Consider the following 20,721-nt stretch of genomic DNA (forward strand, 5'->3'; position numbering starts at 1 on the left):
GCCCCCGGGATCAGGAAGGCGGTGCTCAAGGGATCGAGGTAGCCTTGGGCGGTCATCCCCGAGGAGCGCATCAGGGTCTGGTTGACCTGGGTCACCTGCCGTGGGGTGTCGAGAACCGAGAGGTCGAGTCCGTAGACCGAGGAGCTCTCCGTCGGCAAAACGTCCGATGCGGGCGGAGCAGCGGCCGTCACGGATACCTCGGGCAGCACGGTCGGGCTTTGCGGAGCGGAGGCGGACGGCTCGAAGCTTTCGGCGTATCCCGCGTGCGCACAGAGGAAGAGCAAACAAAGGACTATGGCGGAAGATGGGCGGACGGCTGGGCCTTTTATCCGAACGAGAAGTCGGGAAACTTCGGATCGCCGCCGGCGGGGCCTCATGCCGCCAAGAGTAGAAGAAAAATATGATAATCCGCTATCGCGGTCTTGCCAAATTTTGGCGGCAGATTGTCCCTCGGGGGCGAACTTCCGGAAGCATGTCCGTTCGCAGCCCGCTCGATCCCGAGCGATCTAGCTTGCGAGGAGGCGTCGTGGTTCGATACCGAAGAGGGGAGCCAATCGAAAGAGCGCAAAGATCAGGAAGCCGACGAGAGGGATGCTCACGGCCAGCGGAGCGGGAATGCGAGAGCCCTGGCCGAGGATTAGGAAAAACCGATAGATCAAGAAAAAGGCGATTAGGATGAAGATCGCATGGAAGACGCCGGCGGTCGGGTGTCTCCGATTGAGCCGGGCCCCCTCCGAAAGTCCCAGCAGGAGGAGGACGAAGGCGGAACAGGGCTCGGCGAAAAGGTTGTAGAACTGGATCTTGTAGGGGGCGAGGGTTCTGGCGGAAAGCCGCCCGGGCTTTTCGATCAGCTTCCAGAGCTCGCGGGCATCGAGATCTCGTGGCTTGGTCTGAAGGGCCACCATGCGACGGGGCGGAGTTTCCCAAGAGGGGAGGGAGAGCTCGGGGAAGCGGGTGGAGTTGCGAAAGTTGCCGGCGGCGTCATAGTCGATGCGATTGACGTCGATCAAGACCCAATGGCCATCCCGCCAAATTCCCCGGCGGGCAAAATATTTTTTCTGATCGACTCCGAGGGCGTTCTGCACGAGGACCTCGAGATTGTGCGCCTCTTTGGTCGCCAGGTTGACTTCCTGAAAGTACCAGATCCGATGCTGGGCCTCCTCCCGGAAGATCATCCCTCGGATCGAGGTGACGACGGAACGATTGCCCTTGATCTGCTCCATGATCTGGTCCCGCTTCGCCTGCGAATTGCCGCCGGGACCGAGTTGCACGGCCAGGAGCACGGCGGTGAGACCGATGCCGACGACGAGGAAAGGAGAAAAAATCCTACTGAGCGGGACGCAGCAGCTCTGCATGGCGATCAGCTCGCTGTGGCGCTGGAATTGCATCAAGCAGTAGAGCGCGGCAAAGAGAGTGGCGGGTGGGGCGACAATGATCAGAGCCGCCGGCAAAAAAGCGGTGTAGTAGGAGAGGATGGTCGCGGTAGGGGTTTTGTTGGTGATGAAATCTTCGAGCGAACCGAAGAGGTCGGCCAGGACCAGGAGTGAGAGAAAGCCGAGGATCGAGAAGAGAAGGGGCTTGAGAAAGGAGGAGAAAAGATAGCGCGAAAGGATCTTCACCGTGTTTGGGCCGGAATGTGGAAGTCTCTCAGGGCGAGTTCAAACCCACGACGACCAGACCGCGGAAATCCCCATCTTTGTATCCGACGGCTTGGTCTTGAGGGTACTGCTCGCGAAGTTTGGCTTTCACATCGGGCGGCAAAGTCGCCGGATCGCCGTGGCATGTGAGGCAGAGCGCCGTTACGCGGATCGGCTGGTAGTAGCGGTAGGTGGTCCGCCCGCCGGCGACGACTTTTTGCAGCAGGTCCGGCGGAAGAGGCTCGTGTCGTGACGCGGCCTCTAGGTAGATCTGGAGAGCCTGCCGTTCGACGGGGTCGGCTGCGTCCGACGGGTTCCGCACGCGATCCGAAGTGCGCTTGAGCAAAAAGATCGTGCCGGCCGGCTGCGCTCGTTCCCGCACCTCCTTGGTGAGTAGCGGGGCTTGGATCCGGCAGACCGAAACGGCCTCGGCGGGACCCCCTGTCGCCAGAGCATGGGTGAGCTCCTCTCGAATGGTTCGCAGAAGGGCTTGCGCTACGGGTTGGGCAATGGCGCGAACTCGATCGGTCTCCTCAAGGGTCGGCTGGAGCACGAGGGGCCGGCCATCCCCTTGGGCGGAAGAGCGGTCGATTCCGAGGAGGAAAAAAAACAGGGAAAGGATCCAGACCAAGTAGCTCATGAGGCCTACCGGAGCCATCTCGATGATGCTCTTGAATCGCAATTGTGGAGCACCTTCCTTCATAAAGAAAGAAAAAGAGGAATCGAGGCGGGGAGGCCCTCTCGTTGCTTTTGCTCTTGCCTTCCCTCCTTCGGGAGAGCCATAGAAGACGACACCGCGCGGACGAGCCGGAGCGGGCGGAGGAGGGCGATGCGGGCGAGATACGCCGGGGCCGTCTTGGGGGGGATCTTGCTTGGGAGCGCGTTTTGGGCCGGAACGGCTCGTGCATGGGATCTCCAAAGGAGCGTCGAGCAATCGGCCGAGATTATCCGGCGGTTCAAGTCGCTGCCCGAAGGAGGGATTCCCGAGGCAGTTTTCCAAGATTCCAAGGGATTGGCCCTCCTCACGGTAATCAAGGCGGGCTTTCTGGTGAGCGCTCGGGGTGGAAGAGGCTTGGTCGTCGCCAAGACCGGAAAGGGATGGTCGGGGCCGTCGGCGATCGCTACCGGGGGTCTTGGATTCGGTCTGCAGATCGGCGCCGAGGTAACCGAGTTTGTGCTCGTATTGAATACGCCGGAAGCGGTCCAAGCATTCGCTCGCGGCGGCAACGTGACGCTGGGCGCAGACATTAGCGCCGCCGCCGGACCGGTAGGCCGCACTGCGGAAGGAGCGGTGACTCCGTTCGCCGCCGTCTACACGTATAGCCGCAGTCAGGGACTCTTCGGCGGGCTCTCGCTCGAAGGGACGGTGATCGCAGAGGCACCGGAGACCAATCGCGAGTATTATGGACGGGAGGTCAATCCCGAAGACATCCTCGCTGGAAAGATCCGGCCTCCGGAGAAGGAAAAGATCCTCGCCGAAGCCCTCGAACGCCCATACCGGAAGAGCGGCTCGAAAGAAAAGTCGGCGGAAACCGGCGAGGCGCCGGATGGAAATTCGGGCACTCCCCCGACGGGAGAATAGCCCTTGCGAGCATCTTTTGCCCGGGAGCAGAATTCCGGCGGAGCCGGGCTCCGGGGAGAGGAAGGAGGAACAGGACGAGGTGTTCAAGCGAAGGAATCCGGAGGTGGATGGCGGTCGGTCCGTCCGTAAAAGTCTCGATGCACCGGAGACCTCTCGAATGAAACGCTTGGTGGCGGCCCTCCTTCCGATCCATGCCGCTCTCTCGTGGTCCATCGGGATCGTCGTCTTCGTCTGCCCGGCAGTTCTTTGGCCTTGCCGCGGCGAGGATCTGTTGGAGGTTTTCCGTCAGGCGACGAGCACCGATCCGGTTTTGGCTCGGGAAAAAGATCTTTTCAGCGCCAATGCCGCAGGAATCTCGGTGGCGCGCTGGGCGCTCGGACCGAAGATGCAAGCCTATGGGGGAGCGGGAGTCGCCAGCTTGAACCTCTCTTTCGGTAATGTCTTCAGCTTCGCATCGGGCACCACGGCCGAGTATTACACGGTTCTCTTGACCCAGCCTCTCCTCGACGGACAGAGCATTGCGGCGTTGCGGGTCGCCAAGTCCCAAGCGCAAGCGCAGCATGCCATGGTGCTTTACCAGCAGCAGCAGTTGATCCTTCGAGTTGTACAAGCGTATTTGACGGTACTCCAGGCGGAAGCCAACCAGCGGGTGGCCGCCGAGCAGCGAGATCTCTTCGAGAGCGTCTGGAAACAGGCACAGGCCTTTCTCGCCGTCGGCCGGGGAGATGTCATCGCCACTTCGGAGGCAAAGGCCCGTTTCGATGCATCGCAATCGACTTTGACGACAACGAAGAATGCCGTCGCAATCGCTCGAAGAGCCTTGGAAAGGCTCACCCACCGGCCGGTAGGAAAGCTCGCCGACGTGGGGACGATCCAGCCGCTGGGGCCGCAACCCGATCAGATCGAGATCTGGACGAGGACGGCCGTCGACAACCAGCCACTCCTCCATCAGGCTCGCGCGCTTTTGCAAACGGCGGTCGCGCAGATCGAACAGAATCGGCGTGCCCAGTGGCCGGTGCTCTCCCTTGTGGGCTCGTCGGCGGCTCTTGGGATCAATGCGGCTCCCCTGAATATCGAGTCGGAAGCCGGCTTTCTGACCCTTTCGGTCCCCTTCTTCGATGGGCAGATCGGCGCCCGGGTCAAGCAGGCCAAAGCGCAGGCGCGCGCAAGTCAGCGTTATCTCGACAACACGGTTGATCAGGTCAAGCTCGATACGGAAGAGGCCTTTTTGAACTTGGAGAGCAGCGTTCCGCAGCTCCAGAGTTCGGTGACCGCAGTGGCGTCTGCAAAAACGAGTTTGGACGGAACGAAAAAGGGTTACGAGATCGGAACCCGCTCGATCGTCGACCTGTTGACCGTCATCACCGATTATGGCAGCGCTCGCAGGGATTATTATATTGCTCTCTACAATCATCTGTTGAATCGGGTCCAACTGAAAGGAGCGGCCGGTGTGTTGACGGTCGAGGATATCCAGGCTCTGAACGAGCTTCTCAAAAAGGAATGAAAGGGGAGGGCGATGGCGAACAATCCCGTTGTGGAGCAGCCCGCGGTTCCGGGCCGGAAGAGGATCCTCGTGCTGATTCTGGTAGGCGTCGTCATTCTGGCGGCGGTCGTCGGCTGCGTTCTCTGGCTCCGCGCTCGGGCGGAAGCCAGGGAGTGGCTGACTTTTTACGGGAACATCGACATTCGGGAGATCCAGCTCGCTTTCTACGACGAGGGCCGTATCGAACGGATGCTGGTGCAGGAAGGAGACCGGATCAAGAAAGGGCAGGTCCTGGCGGAGCTCGACATCTCTCGCTTGGAGGACGCGGTGCGAAAGGCCGAAGCCACCGTTCGGGTGGATCAAGCCGCCTTGGAGAACGCCGAGATCACCTATCGGCGGACGGAGGCCTTGGCCAAGGATCTCTATGTTTCTCTCCAGGATCGGGATAATGCGATTGCCGCCTTGAAGGAGGCGCGGGATCGGCTCAAGGCAGACGAGGCGGCGCTCGTCCTCGCAAGAAGGCAACTCCACGACGGGAAGCTCGTGGCACCGAAGGACGGGGTGATCGAAGTGCGGATCCTGGAGCCGGGAGATATGGTCACCCCGCAAGCTCCCGTCTTCACGGTAGCCCTCGACAATCCGATCTGGGCCCGCATCTACGTCCCGGAGCCGGACTTAGGCAAGATCTTTCCGGGGATGCGGGCGGAGATTTACACCGATAGTTATCCGGGGCGGGCGTTTCCGGGATGGATCGGCTACATCTCGCCGACGGCCGAATTCACTCCCAAGAGTGTCGAAACCCCTCAATTGCGGACGAGGCTCGTCTACGAGGTGCGGGTCTATGCCTGCAATCCCGACTACCGGCTCCGGTTGGGAATGCCGGCGACGGTCAAGATCCGGAGAAGCCAGCCTTATCCACCGCCTCCCCCGCCCTGCAGCACGGAGTAGAGCCGGAGATGAGCGGCGCGCCCTGCGTATCTTTGGAGAGAATCTCCAAGCGCTTCGGAAAGGGAGAGAAAGCGGTCCGCGCGCTCGACGGGGTCTCCGTGGAGATCGCTCCCGGTCAGATTACGGGGCTCGTCGGTCCCGACGGGGCGGGAAAGACGACCTTTCTGCGAATCGTCACGGGTCTGCTCCATCCCGAGGAAGGAAGAGTCACGGTCTTCGGACTCGATGCCGTTCGGGAGCAGCAGAAGCTCGTGGCGCAGCTCGGATACATGCCGCAGCGCTTCGGCCTCTACGAGGATCTCACGGTGGCCGAGAACCTCGATCTGTACGCAGACCTCCAGGGAGCGCCCAAGTCTGAGCGAGAGGCGCGCTTTGCCGAGTTTTTGCACATGGCTGGTTTGGCGCCGTTCACCGATCGGCTGGCCGGGAATCTCTCCGGAGGAATGAAGCAAAAGCTGGGGCTTGTCTGCACGCTGGTGGGACGCCCACGGCTCTTGCTCTTGGATGAGCCGACGGTCGGAGTCGATCCTCTCTCCCGGCGGGAACTCTGGGCGATTCTTTTCCGGCTGCGGCAGGAGAAGAACCTCACGATCGTGGTGAGTACCTCGTACCTGGAAGAAGCGGAGCGCTGTCAGCGGGTGATCCTCTTGCATCAGGGAAAGCTTCTGAGCGAGGGCGATCCCGCGGAGATCGCGACCCGGGCCGCGGGGAAAACAGTTTTTGTCCGCTCGAACGAGATTCCTGCCCGCAGCCTCCACTCCCGGCTAGCCCGGCTCCCGAGTGTCTTGAGCGCCTCGATCGAAGGGGAAGGGGTTCGGCTGCTCGTAGAGGAGCCTCCTTTTGCGGAAGAGCTGGCGACTCAGGGTCTTGCCGGCGTGGAAATCCAGCCGGTGGCTCCTCGATTTGCCGATGCTTTCTTGGCCGCTCTCGGCGGACGCCACAAAAGAGAGGGCGTGATGCAGCGGCCGAGCGCTCCGTCGGCCGCTGGAAGTGGCCGGATCGATCAGGACATGATCGTCGTTCGGGAGCTTTCTCGCTTCTTCGGACGGTTCGAGGCGGTAAAGAAGATCTCCTTCCATGTGCGGGCGGGAGAAGTCTTCGGTCTGCTCGGCCCCAACGGGGCGGGAAAATCGACCACCTTTCGGATGCTTTGCGGCCTCCTTCCCCCGTCGGGCGGGGTAGCCCGCGTCGCCGGAGTCGACCTCCGCACCGGGGCCGCTTCGGCCCGAGCCCGCATCGGGTATGTCGCGCAGAAGTTCTCGCTCTACGGCTCGCTGACGGTGCGCCAGAACATGCAATTCTTCGCGAGAGCCTACGGTCTTCCCCCGCAGCGTCAGGCGGAACGCATCGGCTGGGCGGAAGAGGAGTTCGAGCTAGCCGTCCATCGAGATGCGGATGCAGAATCGCTGCCGCTGGGCTACAAGCAGAGGCTGGCGCTGGCCTGCGCTCTGCTGCATGAGCCCGATGTCCTCTTTCTCGACGAGCCGACCTCGGGAATGGACCCGTTCGCCCGAGAGGAGCTTTGGCTTCGAATCGGAGAGATGGCGCAGCAAGGGGTGACGGTGCTGATCACGACGCATCATTTGAGCGAAGCCGAGTTTTGTGATCGGCTCATCATCATTGCCGAAGGGCGAATCCTTGCCGAAGGGACGCCCGGAGAGATCAAAGGTCCGTTCCGCACGCCGGAAATGCCCGAGCCCTCGATGGAAGAGGCCTTTGTCCGCCTGATCGAAAGGAGCAGAAGCGAGGGATGAGATCCGGTCTCGTCCGCTTTCTGGCTCTCTGGAAAAAGGAGTGGATCCAGATATGGCGCGATCCCGCAAGCATCGCAATCGGAGTCGTCTTGCCCGCGGTCTTGCTCTTGATTTACGGCTATGGGATTTCTCTCGATTCGCTGCGGCTGCCCATCGGCGTCGTGGTCGAAAACCCGAACCCGCTCACGGCAAGCTTCGTGGCGGGCTTGGAACGGTCTCGTTACTTTTCGCCAGAGCCTTACGGAGCGATTGGAGGAGCCGAAGAGGCCATGCGCGACGGCAAGGTGGAAGCGATTCTCTGGCTTTGGAGCGATTTCACCAGGCGGGGGCTGCGCGAGGGCAACGCCCCTCTCTCCCTCATCGTCAACGGAGTGGATGCGAATACCGCGCGACTCTTGGAAGGATATTTCCAAGGGGTTTGGAGCCAATGGCTGCAATGGGAAGCGAACACCTCCGGACAACCGCTCCTCCTCCCCGTCGAAGTGGAGAGCCGGATCTGGTTCAATCCCGCGCTCGAAAGCCGCCATTACCTGGCACCCGGTGTTATCGTAATCAACATGACCCTGGTCGGAGCTCTCTTGACCGCTTTGGTGATCGCGCGGGAGTGGGAGCGGGGGACCATGGAAGCCCTTCTTTCGACCCCCGTCTCGATGGCGGAGATCCTCTGGAGCAAAACCGGGCCCTATTTCGTCCTCGGCATGGGGGGGATGGCGGTTTGCGTGGTCATGGCTGTCGCGCTTTTCGGTGCTCCGCTCCTTGGATCCGTCTGGGTGCTCTCCCTGGCTTCGGCCCTCTTTTTGCTTTCCTCGCTTGGGATGGGGCTGCTGATTTCCAGTGCGCTTCGAAGCACCTTTCTGGCGAGCATGGTGGCGATCGTTGCGACGTTTCTTCCCGCGTTCATCCTTTCGGGTTTTATCTTCGACATCGCCTCGATGCCGGAACCGATCCGGTTGTTCACCTACCTCTTTGCCGCGAGGTATTTCGTTACGCTCCTGCAAACGATCTTTCTCGCCGGGAACGTCTGGAGCGTGATCCTACCGAATCTGGTAGCCCTTTTCCTGATGGCGGCTTTCTTCCTTGGAAACGCTTGGAGGATCTCCCGAAGAAGCTTGGAATGAAAAAGGCAGTCCTATGCGGCAGCGGATCTTCGGATTGATCGTAAAGGAGTTGCTGGCTCTCTTCCGCGATAAGCGGAGCCGATTCGTGGTGATCGGTCCTCCCCTGATTCAATTGATCATCTTCGGCTATGCGGCGACCTTTGATGTCAACCGCGTCGCCTACGCCGTCTACGACGAGGAAAACAGCGGGACATCGCGGGAGCTGCTCGCCCGTTTCGAGGGATCTCGGGCCTTCCGATGCCTGGGGTATATTCATTCCAACGGAGAAATCGCAAAGGTGATCGACCGAAAGAAGGTCCTTCTCGTGATTCACATCGGACGAAACTTCAGTAGGAATCTGTTCGCTTCGCCTCCCGCCCGGATCCAGGTGATCGTCGACGGGAGAAATTCGAACACCGCCGGCATCTTGCTCGGCTACGTCAACCAGATCGTCGAGGATTTCAACGCTAGCTGGCTACCCCTCCACGGGATCAAGCCGCCGGCTGGTGTTCTTCGGCCGCGGGCTTGGTACAATCCGAACTTGGAGTCCCGCTGGTTTATCGTTCCGGGACTGCTGGCGACCTTGACCTTGGTGGTGTCCATCGTGACCGTCGGCCTCTCCGTGGCGCGGGAGCGCGAAATCGGAACCCTCGATCAGCTTTTGGTAACCCCCATGAGGCCATGGGAAATCGTCTTGGGAAAGGTGATCCCCGGGTTTCTGGTGGCCATGGGAGAGGTCACGTTGATCTTTCTGGCCGCAATCTTCTGGTTTCGCATCCCCTTCGTCGGGAACCTTCTCGCGCTCTACGTCGGTTTGGCTTTCTTTAGCCTCGCGGTCATCGGCGTCGGACTGATCATCTCCTCCATTTCGATGACCCAACAGCAGGCTCTTCTCGGGAGCTTTTTCTTCCTGAGCCCCGCCATCGTCCTTTCCGGTTTTTCCACTCCCCTTCGCAACATGCCGGAGGTGGTCCAATGGGTTACCCTCCTCAACCCCTTGCGTTTTGCCCTGGTGGTCGTCCGGCGCGTCTTTCTGGAAGGGGCCGGCTTCGCGGAAGTCTGGCCGCAATATATCCCGATGGCACTGATCGCTTCGATCAGCCTATTGGCTGCCTGGGGAGTCTTTCGACGGAGGGTCGGGTAAGCCTGGCGGTTCGTCTCGATCCGCGCCCGCTCGCATCCCGCTTGGAAGGGTTTCGAAGACGACGAGCGGTCGTGAGCCCGCTAAACTAATATTCGGGTGTCGGAGCTTCTGTATAAATCTTGGCGAGCAGGTCGGAGCAGAGATTTTCCAATTCGACGCCGAACGCCTCGACTCGGCGAGAGTAGATGCTATGGGCGATCAGGCAAGGAACGGCGATCGCCAAGCCGGCGAGCGTCGTGTGAAGGGCCTCCGAGATGCCATGCGCGATGGCGGCTCCTTGCGTAGCCATCCCGTGGGTCCCTACGTTGCCGAAGATCGTGATCAGGCCCGAAAGCGTACCCAAGAGTCCGAGCAAGGGACCGATTCCGGTGATGATTTCCAGGATGACGAGCCCCCTCTCCAGTTGGGCAATCTCGGCGCGTGCTTTCACCTGCAAGGCTTCGGTGTTCTCGAATTTAGACCAGGTGATGTTTTGCAGGCAGGAACGCGCCAGCCGGCTGAGGACCGTTTTCTCGTTCTGGCAGAGCTTTTCCACGCGCTCCGGGCTTTCTCCCCAACCAAGCTCTTGAATCGCGCGAGCCAGCGGAGTGGGGATGATGCGCCGCCGCCGAAGGGCGAAACCTCGCTCCAGAATGACGGCCAAGCCGATGATGGAACAGAGGACGACCGGGTAAATGAAGATGCCCGCGGCGTCGATAAAGCGCGCCGCGGAACTCAAGACGTCCGAGAGGTTCATATGGCTGACCATTCTCTTACCTCTTTCAGAGGGAATAGTTCTAGGACCGACTCACGAAAGCGAACCCGCCTGCGGCCAAGCATGCACGCGAGAGCGAATTCGCTGCTCCGTGGATTAGCATGAAGAAGAGAAGAAGGCGAGTCGAATGTTGCGAGGAGGGAACCGGTGGGCCAAACGGACTCTTTTTCAAGGGAGAAGCGATCGTCGTTAGTAGATGGTGAAGGTGATTTCTTCCCAGAAGCCCCCTCCTAATTGAGTTTTCATCCCTTCGGAAAAGGGTTCGAAGGGAGCCGAGAGCCGGACCGAATCGCTGGAGATCGTGCGCAGCACCTCGGTTCGCCCCTCCTCGGAGACAATCTGCAGGTTCCGGATGGTTCCGTCGGATTGGACGTAGAATCGCACCTGGACGGCTCCGAGAGCGAGCAGCGCCATGTTCTGCTCGACTTCGAGATACCAGCGAGAGCCGATGGCACGGTACATTCGGGCCTTGTAGCGGCCCAATTCGGTTTCCCGGGAAGCGGGGGACGCCGGTCCAATCTCCGCGGTGCGGCCGCCGGTCAGTTGCATTCGGTGCCTTGGGACGGAGGCCGGGGAAGGGGGAGGAGCCGGGGGGGGAGCTGCCTCGGGCTCTGGTTTCTGCTCGGGCCGCTGCTGACTCTCCTCGGTCGGATCTCGGGGGCGCGGGCGCTGGGCCTCTGGTTGGGACGCCTCTTCGGCAAGCTTTTCTCCCTGCTTTTGGCTTGCGGTCTCATCCGGCTTCTTCGGCTTCTCGGGGGAGAGAGGTAGAAGCGGCTTGGCATCCGGTAGATCCCGGGGAAAAACATCGGGCCGGCGCGGGTCGGCCACTTTCGGCGCCTCGGCTTCCTCCTTGACGATTTTCTTCTCTTGCTCCTTCTGGGCCTCCCTCGGGCGCTCGGGAGCAGTTTTTGCTTGTTCCGTCTCCTTTTGCGCCGGAGCGGGCTTCGATCGGGCGGCTTGTGGGGAGGGCGTGCTTTGCGGCTGCGGGCGGGAAGGCTGCCCAGGGCCGGAAGGCCGGGGCGGGGAGGGCCGGCTCCCCGGCTGGTCTTGGTAGGTCATGGAGGCCCGAGGATGTCCTTCCATCTGGGGGATGGGAGAATCTTTTTGCGGTCCGCTGCGCTCGCTGCGCAAGGCCGTGTTGCGCTCGGATTGCAGGGGAGTCCGGGGGTCGACCTGGTCGCTTTTTTGCCACTCCTCCGTGGGAATGAAGGTGTCCGGCGAGACCATTTGGAGCATGGTCAGGCTGGGGGGAGGAGGGCTTGGAGGAGGAGCGGACGGAAAGAGACGACTTCCGATTCCCGAAGTGAACAGAAGGGTGAGAAGAAGATGGAGAAGCAGCGAGACGATCAAGAATCCACCGATTCGAGACCGAGCTTTTGTCTGCATGGAGCGAAACTATATCATCGGGGATTCGGCTTGCCTATGCCAAGAGGAGCACCTCATTCTCTTCGCCGAGTTCGGTCCGCATCGACACGCGACGGCGATCGGTCGGCGATGAGCGCCTTTGGGAAAGGGGATTGACGGAAACTTTTAGGATCGGCCGCGCCAGCGGAATTCACGAGGCGCCCCTCGCGGTTTGACAGAAGAAAAATCGGGTGCGTATGGTGATCGGCGCTTTTTACGATCGAAGAAGGGTTCCGGGCAGGATACGGAGATGGTTTTGAAGGTGAGCGACCAGAAATGGCAAGAACATGTGGCGGATCGCCTTGGCGTTGTCGCGGCGTTCCTGGAGACCCTTGAGGAGATCAACCGTGAGGTATTGCGGCAAGCGGAGGAGCTGGACCCTTGGATTCGCCCCTATTTTCACTCGCTGCTCGCGAGCCGGGGTAAGCGCCTGCGGCCGCTCTTGGTGGTTCTATCCGCCTCCGCCAGCGGTGGGGTGCGCCCGGATCATATCAATCTGGCCGTCGTCGTCGAGATGATCCACGTGGCCACTCTGGTTCACGATGATATCCTGGACGGCGCTCTCCTCCGGCGGGGGGAGCCAACGGCGACCTCGCGGTGGGGGACCGAGGTTTCCGTCCTTTTAGGAGACACGCTCTTCGCGCATGCTCTCCGGATTTGCGCAAAGCTGCCGGAAGGATCCGTGGAGCGAGTGGCGACCGCTGTTTGCACCGTTTGCTCCGGGGAGATTTTGCAGACGCAGCGGCGTTTCGATTGGGGTCTTCGGGAGGAAGAATATTTCCGAATCATCGAGCGGAAGACCGGCGAGCTCTTCCGGATGCCCTGCGAAGTCAGCGCCTGGCTCAATGGTGTGTCGGACGAAACGAGCCGCGCCTTGGGCCGTTACGGCATGGCTCTGGGGATCGCTTATCAAATCTACGACGACTGCTTGGATCTCTTGGGAAAGGAAGAGGCTACGGGAAAAACTTTGGGAACCGATTGGGGGGGCGGAAAACCGACCCTTCCCATTCTCTATCTTCTCGATTCAAAAAACGGAGCCCGGCGCGACGAGCTGGTCGACGCGTTCCATCGGGGAAGCTTTACTAGGAGGGATGATCTCTGGCCGCTGCTCGCCGAAAATGGGGTCTTGCCGAAGACGCAAGGCAAGGTAGTGGATATTCTCCGAAGCGCGAGGAGTGAATTGGACGTGCTGGCGCCGGGCGATTCCAAGAGAGCGCTGGAGGAGGTTGTAGATCTCCTTGGTAATCAAGTGGAGCGTCTGATAGAAGAGATTCCCGCTGGGCAAAGTTACCAGGAGAGAGCCCCGAACGGCCCTCGAAAAGGGGAGGAAGTGGAGAAAAAGTGAGGAAAAACGGATGAAGCGAACCTACCAGCCTTCAAAACGGTGCCGCGTACGGCAGCACGGGTTTCTTGAGCGAACCCGTTCCCGTACCGGTCGGATCGTTCTTCGGCGCAGGAGGGCGAAAGGCCGATACCGGCTCGTTCCCAAGAGTGTCGAGCGCAAATTTGCCCGGCATACGGGCGCTTAGCGGAACATCGGCCAGCCGTTCTCCGACGAAGACGATACGAAAGCGACGTGCCATTGGTCTCTTCTTCGCGTCGGGAAGACGCCTGAACGATGCGGCGCTCCTTTTGCTCGTCTTGCCCCGCGACCCCGAGATCTCCGGAGAGGTCTTTTTTCTCACGCCTCGAAAAATTGGAGGAGCCGTCGTTCGTAATTGCGTTCGGCGCCGGATGCGCGAGATATTTCGTCGCTGGATCCATCGACCGGGGGATCGTTGGGTGTACGGTTGGATGGCCAAGCGGGCGGCGGCTTCGCTCGACTTCTGGCAGCTCAAGGAGAAAATGGTGAGATTGGCGGCACGGGCTCGGGAAATGTGAAGCGAGGCATTCATTGGATTCTGGCGATCTACCGAGTGGTGCTGACACCGGTGCGGCAAACGTTGGGACTCTACGGTTGTTGTCGGCACGTGCCGACCTGTTCGGAATATTGCCGGCTGGCCGTGGAGCGGTATGGCTACTGGCGGGGAGTGCCGCTCTGCGTAGGACGACTCCTTCGCTGTCATCCCTGGGGCACTTCTGGTTGGGATCCCGTTCCAGGGATCGGCACTGTTCCTACGAGAGAGAAGGCCGCGGAACGGGAACCGAGGATTCCGTCTTTCCCAAAACGTGCAGGAGATGGTTTTGTTTCCGGGCGAAAACCTTTTGCTAGCTCTTGCTCGTCTGAGGAACCGAGGAAGAGATAGAAAAGAGGATTAGCCGGAATGCGATAGATTAGGAAAGGATACGATGGATCGAAAGGGATGGATCGGGCTGATCTTGTGCATCCTCGGCCTTTTTGCGTGGGAATGGTACGTCTACTCCCGCTATGGGCATATGCGCCCCCCGCCGAAGGTGGCCCAGAATGCAGCGCAGAAGGCCGATTCCCCCGAGGAGTTGCAGCTCCCCACCACGGGGACGGGAGCCGCCGCTAAAGAAGAGGGAAGCGAAATCCGTCCGAAGGAATCCTTCCCCGCGCCGGGATCTCTTCCCCCCGAAGAGACGGCCGTCCTCGAGAATGCAGAGATGAAAGTCACTTTCACCTCCTGGGGGGCCGCGATCCGCTCGATCGAGCTAAAAAACCAGCGTGCGCACGGAGAGGAGACCCTTGTCCTCAACCGGTTTAGCCGAGAGCCGATCATGAATTTGACGGGTTGGGACGAAGGAATGGCTCTCGTTGCGTATCGCTGCAATCCGGAAGGGAAGGAGATCGTCTTTTCCCGCACGCTTGCAAACGGGGTGGAGCTGCGGCGGCGCTATCGGCTGGACCAAGAGTACAAGATTCGGCTCGAACAGCAGTGGGCCAACCCCGCACCCCGGGAAGTCACCCTTCCCCGATGGAAGCTCTTCGTTGGACTGGGAGAGCCGATCCATCGGCAGGATCCCCCGGCGACCATTGCGGCGAATTGGCTTACTTCCCAGGGGAAATATGGCCGGATCGGCCTCCCGGATTTTAGCCCGGCCGGCCTCCTGGGATTGCAGTGGAGGGGGGCGCGTTCCGAGATCGATAGCCCGATAGAGCCTCTGCGTTGGGTTGCGGTAAAGAGTCAGTTTTACGCCATGGTTCTTCTGCCGCCTGGGACCCTTCTACCGGACCGGCTCTTTTGCGCTCGCGAGCCGCTCCTCGACTTCCCCGGAGGAGGAAAGGGGCAGCCGCCGTCGGGATTGGATGCTTGGGCCTCCTTTCCGGAAATCGTGCTTCCGCCCGTTTCTTCCTTGGGCACGACGTTCTCCTTTTTTGCGGGACCCAAGGAATACAGCCTGCTTAAGAGCCTGGGGCCGGGAGTCGGGCGCATCATGGATTACGGTTTTTGGGGCTGGATCGTGAAACCGCTGCTCTGGTGCATGGTCCAGTTGCACAAGATCCTTCCCAACTACGGGGTTGTCATCATTGTTTTCACCATGGCGATCAAGGCCATCTTCTGGCCCCTCCAGTCGGCCGCGAACCGCCACATGAAGGAGATGCAGGCCCTCAATCCTCGAATTAAGGAGCTGCAAGCCAAATACAAGGATCAGCCCGACAAGATGCAGGCGGAGATGATGAAACTCTACCGGGAGTTCGGGGTCAACCCGGTCGGAGGCTGTCTTCCGGTGGTCGTGCAGGTCCCCATCTTCATCGGCTTTTACACGATGCTGCAAAGCTCGGTGGAGTTGCGCCATCAATCCTTCTTGTGGATTCACGATCTCACCCGTCCCGACACCGTCGCAACCCTCCCCCTCCTCGGTCTCGATATCAACCCGTTGCCGCTCATCATGGTGGGCACGCAGATCGTTCTCGCCCGGATGAATTCACCGCAAGCGGAAAATCCGCAGACCCGCATGATGCAGTGGATGCCCGTTTTCTTCCTCGCCTTCTTTTACAATTTCGCTTCGGCTTTGCCGCTTTACTGGACAGTGAACAATCTCGTGTCGATCGGGCAGACCTATTGGAATCTCCGTAAGCCCGTGCCCACGCTGCACCGCGTAAAGAAGCAGAAAACGCCGAGACTGCCCTTGCGAAAGTAACGCGAGCCGGCGAGGTATGCGGGTCGCATGGAAACTCCGAAAGAATTTGACTTCTTGGTCATCGGCAGCGGTCTGGCCGGCCTCTTCTACGCCCTGGAAGCCTCCAAGAGGGGGACGGTTGCGATTCTGACGAAAGGGGCCGCACGGGAATCGAACACCTTTCATGCGCAGGGAGGCGTCGCTTGCGTCGCTTCCTCGACCGACACATTCGACCTGCATATCCGGGACACGCTGGACGCCGGTGGCGGGCTCTGCAAGGAGGATGTGGTCCGAACGATCGTGGAGGATGGACCCGAGCGGATCCAGGACCTCTCCCGCTTGGGCGTGCGCTTTGCAACTCGTCCGGGCGAGGATGGCGAGCAATGGGATCTCGGGAAGGAAGGAGGGCATAGCCGGCGTCGGATCTTTCATGTAGACGACGCCACCGGGAGGGAGATCGAGCAGGTCCTCTTGCAGGCTGTCTCGGCCAATCCTCGGATTCAGGTTTTCGAGCACCACCAAGCCGTCGATTTGATCACGCTCGGTAAGCTCGGATATTCCTCGGAGAATCGGTGCGTCGGATGCTACGTCTTCAACCGCAGATCGGGCAAGGTGGAAGCCTTTCGCTCTCATCACACCTTGCTCGCTACGGGTGGGTGCGGAAAAGTCTATCTCTACACCTCCAACCCGGATGTCGCAACCGGGGATGGCGTTGCGATGGCCTTTCGGGCAGGGGTGTCGATCGCCAACATGGAGTTCATTCAATTCCATCCGACCTGCCTCTACCATCCTCAGGCAAAGAATTTTCTCATCAGCGAGGCGTTGCGTGGGGAGGGTGCCCTTCTCCTCAACGAGGAAGGCCATCGGTTCTTGCCGAGCGCTGATCCGAGAGCCGAGCTTGCTCCGCGCGATGTAGTCGCGCGTGCGATCGACGCCGAAATCAAACGCAGCGGACATCCGTGCGTCTATCTCGACATCCGCGGAAAGGGAAAGGACTTTCTTCTAGGGCGGTTTCCGACGATCTACGCCGCTTGTCTTCGGTATGGCATCGACATGGCCACGGATCTCATTCCCGTGGTTCCCGCCGCTCATTATCAGTGCGGAGGCGTGGTGACGAATGTCGATGGGAGAACGGAATTGCCGGGTCTCTGGGCAGCGGGAGAGGTCGCATGCACCGGTCTGCACGGGGCCAACCGTCTGGCGAGCAACTCTCTCCTGGAGGCCGTAGTCGTCTCCTATCGGGCGGCACGGGCGAGCTCCGCGGAGGGGCCGTTTTCGCGAAAAGTCGCGATTCCCGCTTGGGACGAAGGGTCCGCCGCGGATCCCGATGAGCTCGTGGTCGTCGCCCACAATTGGAGAGAGATTCGTGAGCTCATGTGGGATTATGTGGGGATCGTTCGAACGAGGAAGCGGTTGCGGCGCGCGGGCGTGCGGCTCCAAAATCTCGCACGGGAGATTCGCGAGTATTATTGGAGCTATCGCCTCAATGCGGACTTGATCGATCTGCGCAATCTCGTGCTGGTGGCATCGTTGGTCGTCGACTCGGCATTAGAACGGCGGGAAAGTCGAGGGTTGCATTGCATCCTGGATTTCCCTCAGCCCGATGGCTCCCATCCTCCGGCCGATACGATCCTTCAATTCTCGGGCACACCGATTGGAGAACGATAAAGAATGGGGGGGCTCCTTTTTTGCTTTGATGCCGCTTCTCATGATTCCAGATCGTTGGTTGCGGCGATGCGTCCCAACCGGTCGACAAGCCATCGGAAAAAGGCATGGCGGCCGACTTCGTGAAAGACCATGTGCCCGGCTTTCGGGTCGAGGGTAACTTCCATGTACGGCAATGCCTTGCGGAACGGGCGAGAGGAGTAAGGTGGAATCACTCGGTCTCGTCCCCCCAGATAGAGATAGCAAGGGCTGTCGATGGCGCCGGCCGTAAGCCGGGTGGTGCGATGGGGGTCGAAGGGCCAGAAGGCTATCTCAAGAAGCGGCCGGATGCTCTCCGGCCCCAGGAGCCGATAGATTGCGTCGCGCCTTTCGGGAGGGACGAGAGGAAAAAGGGCAAAGTCGGCCTCCCAACGCGTCGGATGGTGGACGCGGAGACCTCGCCATTGCAGGAGCAAGGGGCGAAAGAAGAAGAGGAGGTTGCTCGGGGATACAAGGAAGCTCCCACGGGCACCCGCGGGCGTAATCAGGATGATTCCCCGAGCTCGTCGCCCACGGGAAGAAAGCTCCTGTGCGGCGAGAAGAACAAGAAGACCGCCCATCGAATGGCCGATGAGGATGGGAGATGCGGGAGACTCTTCGAGGAAATCGAGGAGATCCTCGAGGTAATCTCGGATCCCCAAACCGGCCAGAACGGCTTCGCTCTTCCAGCGCAGGCCGTGCTCCGGCAGCTCGTAGGGCAATACCCGCCAGCCCAATTTCCGAAGGAGACGGGGGATCCTTCCCCAAAGGCTGAACCGTCCCCACATCCCATGGACAAGAACGATTGGAGGCCGTTCGCTCCCGTTAGGCTGCAGATGTGGGGCTTCGATAGGATCTCTCACTCGGGCGGGAGAGCTCATTTCGGATGGGTAACCATCTCCCCCGAGACTCCGCTTCCAGAGGCCGGCGGCATCGTGGCCGCCCCCGGGCGAAGCCGCAGCTCCAAAATCACCCAGGAGAAACGGGCCGAATCGAAGCCCTCGACGTAGCCCGCAGGAAGCCAGGAGTCGTCGGATTCCGAGTGCGGCGAAGAAGCCGAGGAGAGATCCCGCTCGGGGAGGTGCCCGGAGAAGAGCCAGCGGAAACCGTCCTTCAAAGGAATCTCTCGGCGCAAACGGAGAAAACAAGCGGGTTCCGTTCTGGCGAAGGCAAGGCCCGAAGGAGATTCGTCGGATTCGAGAACCCATTGGCGGCGAGAGTAAAAGACGAGGCTTGGTTCCGTATAGCCGGCCGCAACGTAGACGGTATTTCCGGGAAGGTCCTTCCAGAAGCCGCGTAGGGAGAGCGCCGGTTCGACGGTCCGTAAGCTCGAGCCTAAGAGCCAAAACGCACCCGCGAGAGCGAGCACCGGGATGCCGAGGGCGAGGAAAGGGAAAATCCGAAAAGGGCGGTCTCGGGGGGAAGAGGAGGCATCGCCGAACAGGACGGTCTTTGCGACCAGAGCCAAGAGGCAGAGCGAGAGAAAGACTCCGCCGACCGCCCAAAGAGCCAATCGAAGGGCGTGATAGCTAGGATCCCAAGCCCGAACAAAGGTCGCCCAAACGGCAAAAGATCCGCCGAGCAAGCCGACACCCCAGATAGACCAAAAGACCGCCGTGCCGAGCGATCTTGGCCGAGTCTTGGTCGCCGCCTGCCCCAACAAAAGGAAAAACGCGGGAAATCCCGGCAAGAGATAGTGGGGCAGCTGCGTGGCGTAGGGAGTAAAAAGGAGAAAGGGGGCGAGGAACCAAGCGAGGAGAAAAGAAGAGCGAAAAGAAAAGTTCTCCCGAAGCGAGAGAACCACCCATCCGAGAAAAGCCGACCAAGGGAAAAGGCTGACGAGGGAAGAGACCAGATAGTAGCCCCAAAAATGGGGTCGACCGTCGAATGCTTCGACTCCGCGGCGGAATACATGCTCGCCGATTCCCTGCGTCCAAAAGGCTCCGCGGGTCGCAAGGAGGGCGGGGATAGCCCAGAGGGAGACGATTCCTATCATAACAGTCGAGCCCGCCAGAAGATGAAGCCGTCTCCACCGGATGGGATGCCTCCAGAGAAAGAGGCGCCAGAGCAAGAGAGTGACTAGAGGCACGGCCCAGGCGATTGGGCCTTTGGCAAGAAAGCCGATCCCAAGCGCGATCCAGAGAATCCAGAACCAGGGGCCTTTTCCTCCCTCCAGAAGGCGAAGAATCGCCCATTGGGCCAAGGCGACCGAGACGATCATCGGCATGTCGGCTACCGCGAGCCGGCCGTGAATCAGAATTTGCAGAGATGTAGCGAGAGAAAAGGACGCGATGGCACCCGCCCGAAGGCCAAAAAGGGAGCGACCGATGAAAAAGACGAGGAGGCAGAGAAGAGCGCTGAGAAAAATAGAGGGCGCTCGGGCGCCGAGCTCGTTGACTCCGAAGATGCGAAAGCTCAAGGCCATCAGCCAGTAAATCAATGGGGGCTTATCGAGGCGATAGGCGCCGTTGAAGAAGGGAACGCACCACTCGCCCCTCTGTTCCATTTCGCGGGTTGCCTCCGCAAAACGGGGTTCGTCTCGATCGATGAGCGGCAACGAGGCCGCGCCCGAAGAGGAGAGAAGAAGGGAAATTCCGAGAAGGGCAAAGGCAAGAAGCCAGGACTTTGCTCTCTCAAGAGCCGAAAGGGCCGCGGGCCGGGCATCGGGAGGCAAGCCGGAAGTTGCGCTCACAGCGGGACTATCCCATGGACTCTGCGGTAGTTCTTGTCAAATCTCGGGAGACGGGGTTGATTTCCGGGAACGGAAGCGCAGCGGTCACCCTGGAGCAGAATTTTCGTTGAAAAGGGCTTGCCTTCGCGGAAGCTTTTCACCATATTCCTTCTTCTCCGCCGGAAATAAGGCGGCTCTGTGCGGAAAGGCGCGGAGAACGATCTTTGAAAATGGTTTCGCCAAAGCGAAACAGAATTGAATTGTGCGGGACGCCCAAGTTTCGCAAAGAGCTTTGTGACGCTGGCCGCCCTTCGGAAACGAAGGGAGGAACAGCAATCCCGGCTTGACCGGGAAAGTCAGCATCATCTCTTCATCACGGAGAGTTTGATTCTGGCTCAGAGCGAACGCTGGCGGCGTGGATAAGACATGCAAGTCGCACGAAGCTTGTCTCCTAGCAATAGGGGGCAAGTTCAGTGGCGAACGGGTGAGTAACGCGTGGGAATCTACTCGGAAGTGGGGAATAGCCCGGCGAAAGCCGGGG

19 protein-coding genes, 1 rRNA gene and 1 pseudogene are annotated in these 20,721 nt (G+C 60.3%); 14 read left to right on the forward strand and 7 right to left on the reverse strand.

Annotated elements, in window-relative coordinates; all coding sequences use genetic code 11:
- From FN369_RS03345 to FN369_RS03355, 3 genes are all read right to left on the reverse strand, one after another.
- The coding region (locus FN369_RS03345; RefSeq protein ID WP_142524793.1) for a hypothetical protein at window positions 1-209 on the reverse strand (209 nt) is incomplete at its 3' end.
- A gap of 297 nt (window positions 210-506) precedes the next feature.
- Window positions 507-1,619, reverse strand: a complete 1,113-nt coding sequence (locus tag FN369_RS03350; protein WP_142524794.1) for an LptF/LptG family permease — start codon at window positions 1,617-1,619, stop codon at window positions 507-509.
- Window positions 1,620-1,647: 28 nt separating this feature from the next.
- Complete coding sequence (locus FN369_RS03355; protein WP_178087653.1) at window positions 1,648-2,319, reverse strand: Tll0287-like domain-containing protein; 672 nt, start codon at window positions 2,317-2,319, stop codon at window positions 1,648-1,650.
- Between the two features lie 147 nt (window positions 2,320-2,466).
- Here FN369_RS03355 and FN369_RS03360 point away from each other — a divergent pair, with 147 nt between their 5' ends.
- The 6 genes from FN369_RS03360 to FN369_RS03385 all read left to right on the forward strand — a co-directional run bounded on the left by FN369_RS03360 (window position 2,467) and on the right by FN369_RS03385 (window position 9,645).
- Window positions 2,467-3,219, forward strand: a complete 753-nt coding sequence (locus FN369_RS03360; protein WP_142524796.1) for a YSC84-related protein — start codon at window positions 2,467-2,469, stop codon at window positions 3,217-3,219.
- A gap of 157 nt (window positions 3,220-3,376) precedes the next feature.
- The gene (locus FN369_RS03365) at window positions 3,377-4,723 is read left to right on the forward strand and encodes a TolC family protein (protein ID WP_142524797.1); all 1,347 of its coding nucleotides are present in this window, start codon (window positions 3,377-3,379) and stop codon (window positions 4,721-4,723) included.
- 12 nt (window positions 4,724-4,735) lie between these two features.
- A complete protein-coding gene (locus tag FN369_RS03370; RefSeq protein ID WP_142524798.1) occupies window positions 4,736-5,650 on the forward strand; it encodes an efflux RND transporter periplasmic adaptor subunit in 915 nt (304 codons plus the stop codon).
- 8 nt (window positions 5,651-5,658) lie between these two features.
- Complete coding sequence (locus FN369_RS03375) at window positions 5,659-7,404, forward strand: ATP-binding cassette domain-containing protein (RefSeq protein ID WP_142524799.1); 1,746 nt, start codon at window positions 5,659-5,661, stop codon at window positions 7,402-7,404.
- Window positions 7,401-8,522, forward strand: coding sequence for an ABC transporter permease (locus tag FN369_RS03380; RefSeq protein WP_142524800.1), 1,122 nt, complete (start codon window positions 7,401-7,403; stop codon window positions 8,520-8,522). Before FN369_RS03375 ends, FN369_RS03380 begins: the two co-directional genes overlap by 4 nt.
- Window positions 8,523-8,535: 13 nt before the next feature.
- Window positions 8,536-9,645, forward strand: a complete 1,110-nt coding sequence (locus FN369_RS03385) for an ABC transporter permease (protein ID WP_142524801.1) — start codon at window positions 8,536-8,538, stop codon at window positions 9,643-9,645.
- Window positions 9,646-9,730: 85 nt separating this feature from the next.
- Here the strand turns inward: FN369_RS03385 and FN369_RS03390 are convergent, their stop codons facing one another.
- Window positions 9,731-10,381 carry a MotA/TolQ/ExbB proton channel family protein gene (locus tag FN369_RS03390; RefSeq protein ID WP_246189514.1) on the reverse strand — a complete coding sequence of 217 codons (651 nt, stop codon included), beginning with the start codon at window positions 10,379-10,381 and terminating at the stop codon, window positions 9,731-9,733.
- Window positions 10,382-10,588: 207 nt separating this feature from the next.
- On the reverse strand, window positions 10,589-10,948 hold the full coding sequence (locus FN369_RS11440) for a hypothetical protein (protein WP_246189515.1): 360 nt from the start codon (window positions 10,946-10,948) through the stop codon (window positions 10,589-10,591).
- Window positions 10,949-10,951: 3 nt separating this feature from the next.
- On the opposite strand from FN369_RS11440, the gene FN369_RS11445 reads away from it, so the two are divergent.
- From FN369_RS11445 to nadB, 7 genes and pseudogenes are all read left to right on the forward strand, one after another.
- Window positions 10,952-11,167, forward strand: coding sequence for a hypothetical protein (locus tag FN369_RS11445; RefSeq protein ID WP_246189516.1), 216 nt, complete (start codon window positions 10,952-10,954; stop codon window positions 11,165-11,167).
- A gap of 886 nt (window positions 11,168-12,053) precedes the next feature.
- The gene (locus tag FN369_RS03400; protein ID WP_246189517.1) at window positions 12,054-13,148 is read left to right on the forward strand and encodes a polyprenyl synthetase family protein; all 1,095 of its coding nucleotides are present in this window, start codon (window positions 12,054-12,056) and stop codon (window positions 13,146-13,148) included.
- 10 nt (window positions 13,149-13,158) lie between these two features.
- Window positions 13,159-13,284, forward strand: a pseudogene (rpmH, locus tag FN369_RS03405) (50S ribosomal protein L34); the annotation flags it as partial.
- Between the two features lie 10 nt (window positions 13,285-13,294).
- Window positions 13,295-13,684, forward strand: coding sequence for a ribonuclease P protein component (locus FN369_RS03410; protein WP_178087654.1), 390 nt, complete (start codon window positions 13,295-13,297; stop codon window positions 13,682-13,684).
- Complete coding sequence (gene yidD / locus FN369_RS03415; RefSeq protein ID WP_142524806.1) at window positions 13,681-14,049, forward strand: membrane protein insertion efficiency factor YidD; 369 nt, start codon at window positions 13,681-13,683, stop codon at window positions 14,047-14,049. The genes FN369_RS03410 and yidD overlap by 4 nt, the downstream gene beginning before the upstream one ends.
- Window positions 14,050-14,092: 43 nt before the next feature.
- Window positions 14,093-15,847, forward strand: coding sequence for a membrane protein insertase YidC (yidC, locus tag FN369_RS03420; protein WP_142524807.1), 1,755 nt, complete (start codon window positions 14,093-14,095; stop codon window positions 15,845-15,847).
- 27 nt (window positions 15,848-15,874) lie between these two features.
- Window positions 15,875-17,494: an L-aspartate oxidase gene (nadB, locus tag FN369_RS03425; protein ID WP_142524808.1), complete on the forward strand. Its 1,620-nt coding sequence runs from the start codon at window positions 15,875-15,877 to the stop codon at window positions 17,492-17,494.
- Window positions 17,495-17,532: 38 nt separating this feature from the next.
- Here the strand turns inward: nadB and FN369_RS03430 are convergent, their stop codons facing one another.
- Window positions 17,533-18,390, reverse strand: coding sequence for an alpha/beta hydrolase (locus tag FN369_RS03430; RefSeq protein ID WP_178087655.1), 858 nt, complete (start codon window positions 18,388-18,390; stop codon window positions 17,533-17,535).
- Entirely contained in the window at window positions 18,387-20,201 is a 1,815-nt protein-coding gene (locus FN369_RS03435) for an ArnT family glycosyltransferase (protein ID WP_142524810.1), read from the reverse strand. The genes FN369_RS03430 and FN369_RS03435 overlap by 4 nt, the downstream gene beginning before the upstream one ends.
- A 351-nt stretch (window positions 20,202-20,552) precedes the next feature.
- Between FN369_RS03435 and FN369_RS03440 the strand changes: the two genes are divergently transcribed.
- A 16S ribosomal RNA gene (locus FN369_RS03440) occupies window positions 20,553-20,721 on the forward strand; the annotation flags it as partial.

The sequence above is a fragment of the Methylacidimicrobium cyclopophantes genome (assembly GCF_902143385.2).
GTDB lineage: Bacteria > Verrucomicrobiota > Verrucomicrobiia > Methylacidiphilales > Methylacidiphilaceae > Methylacidimicrobium > Methylacidimicrobium cyclopophantes.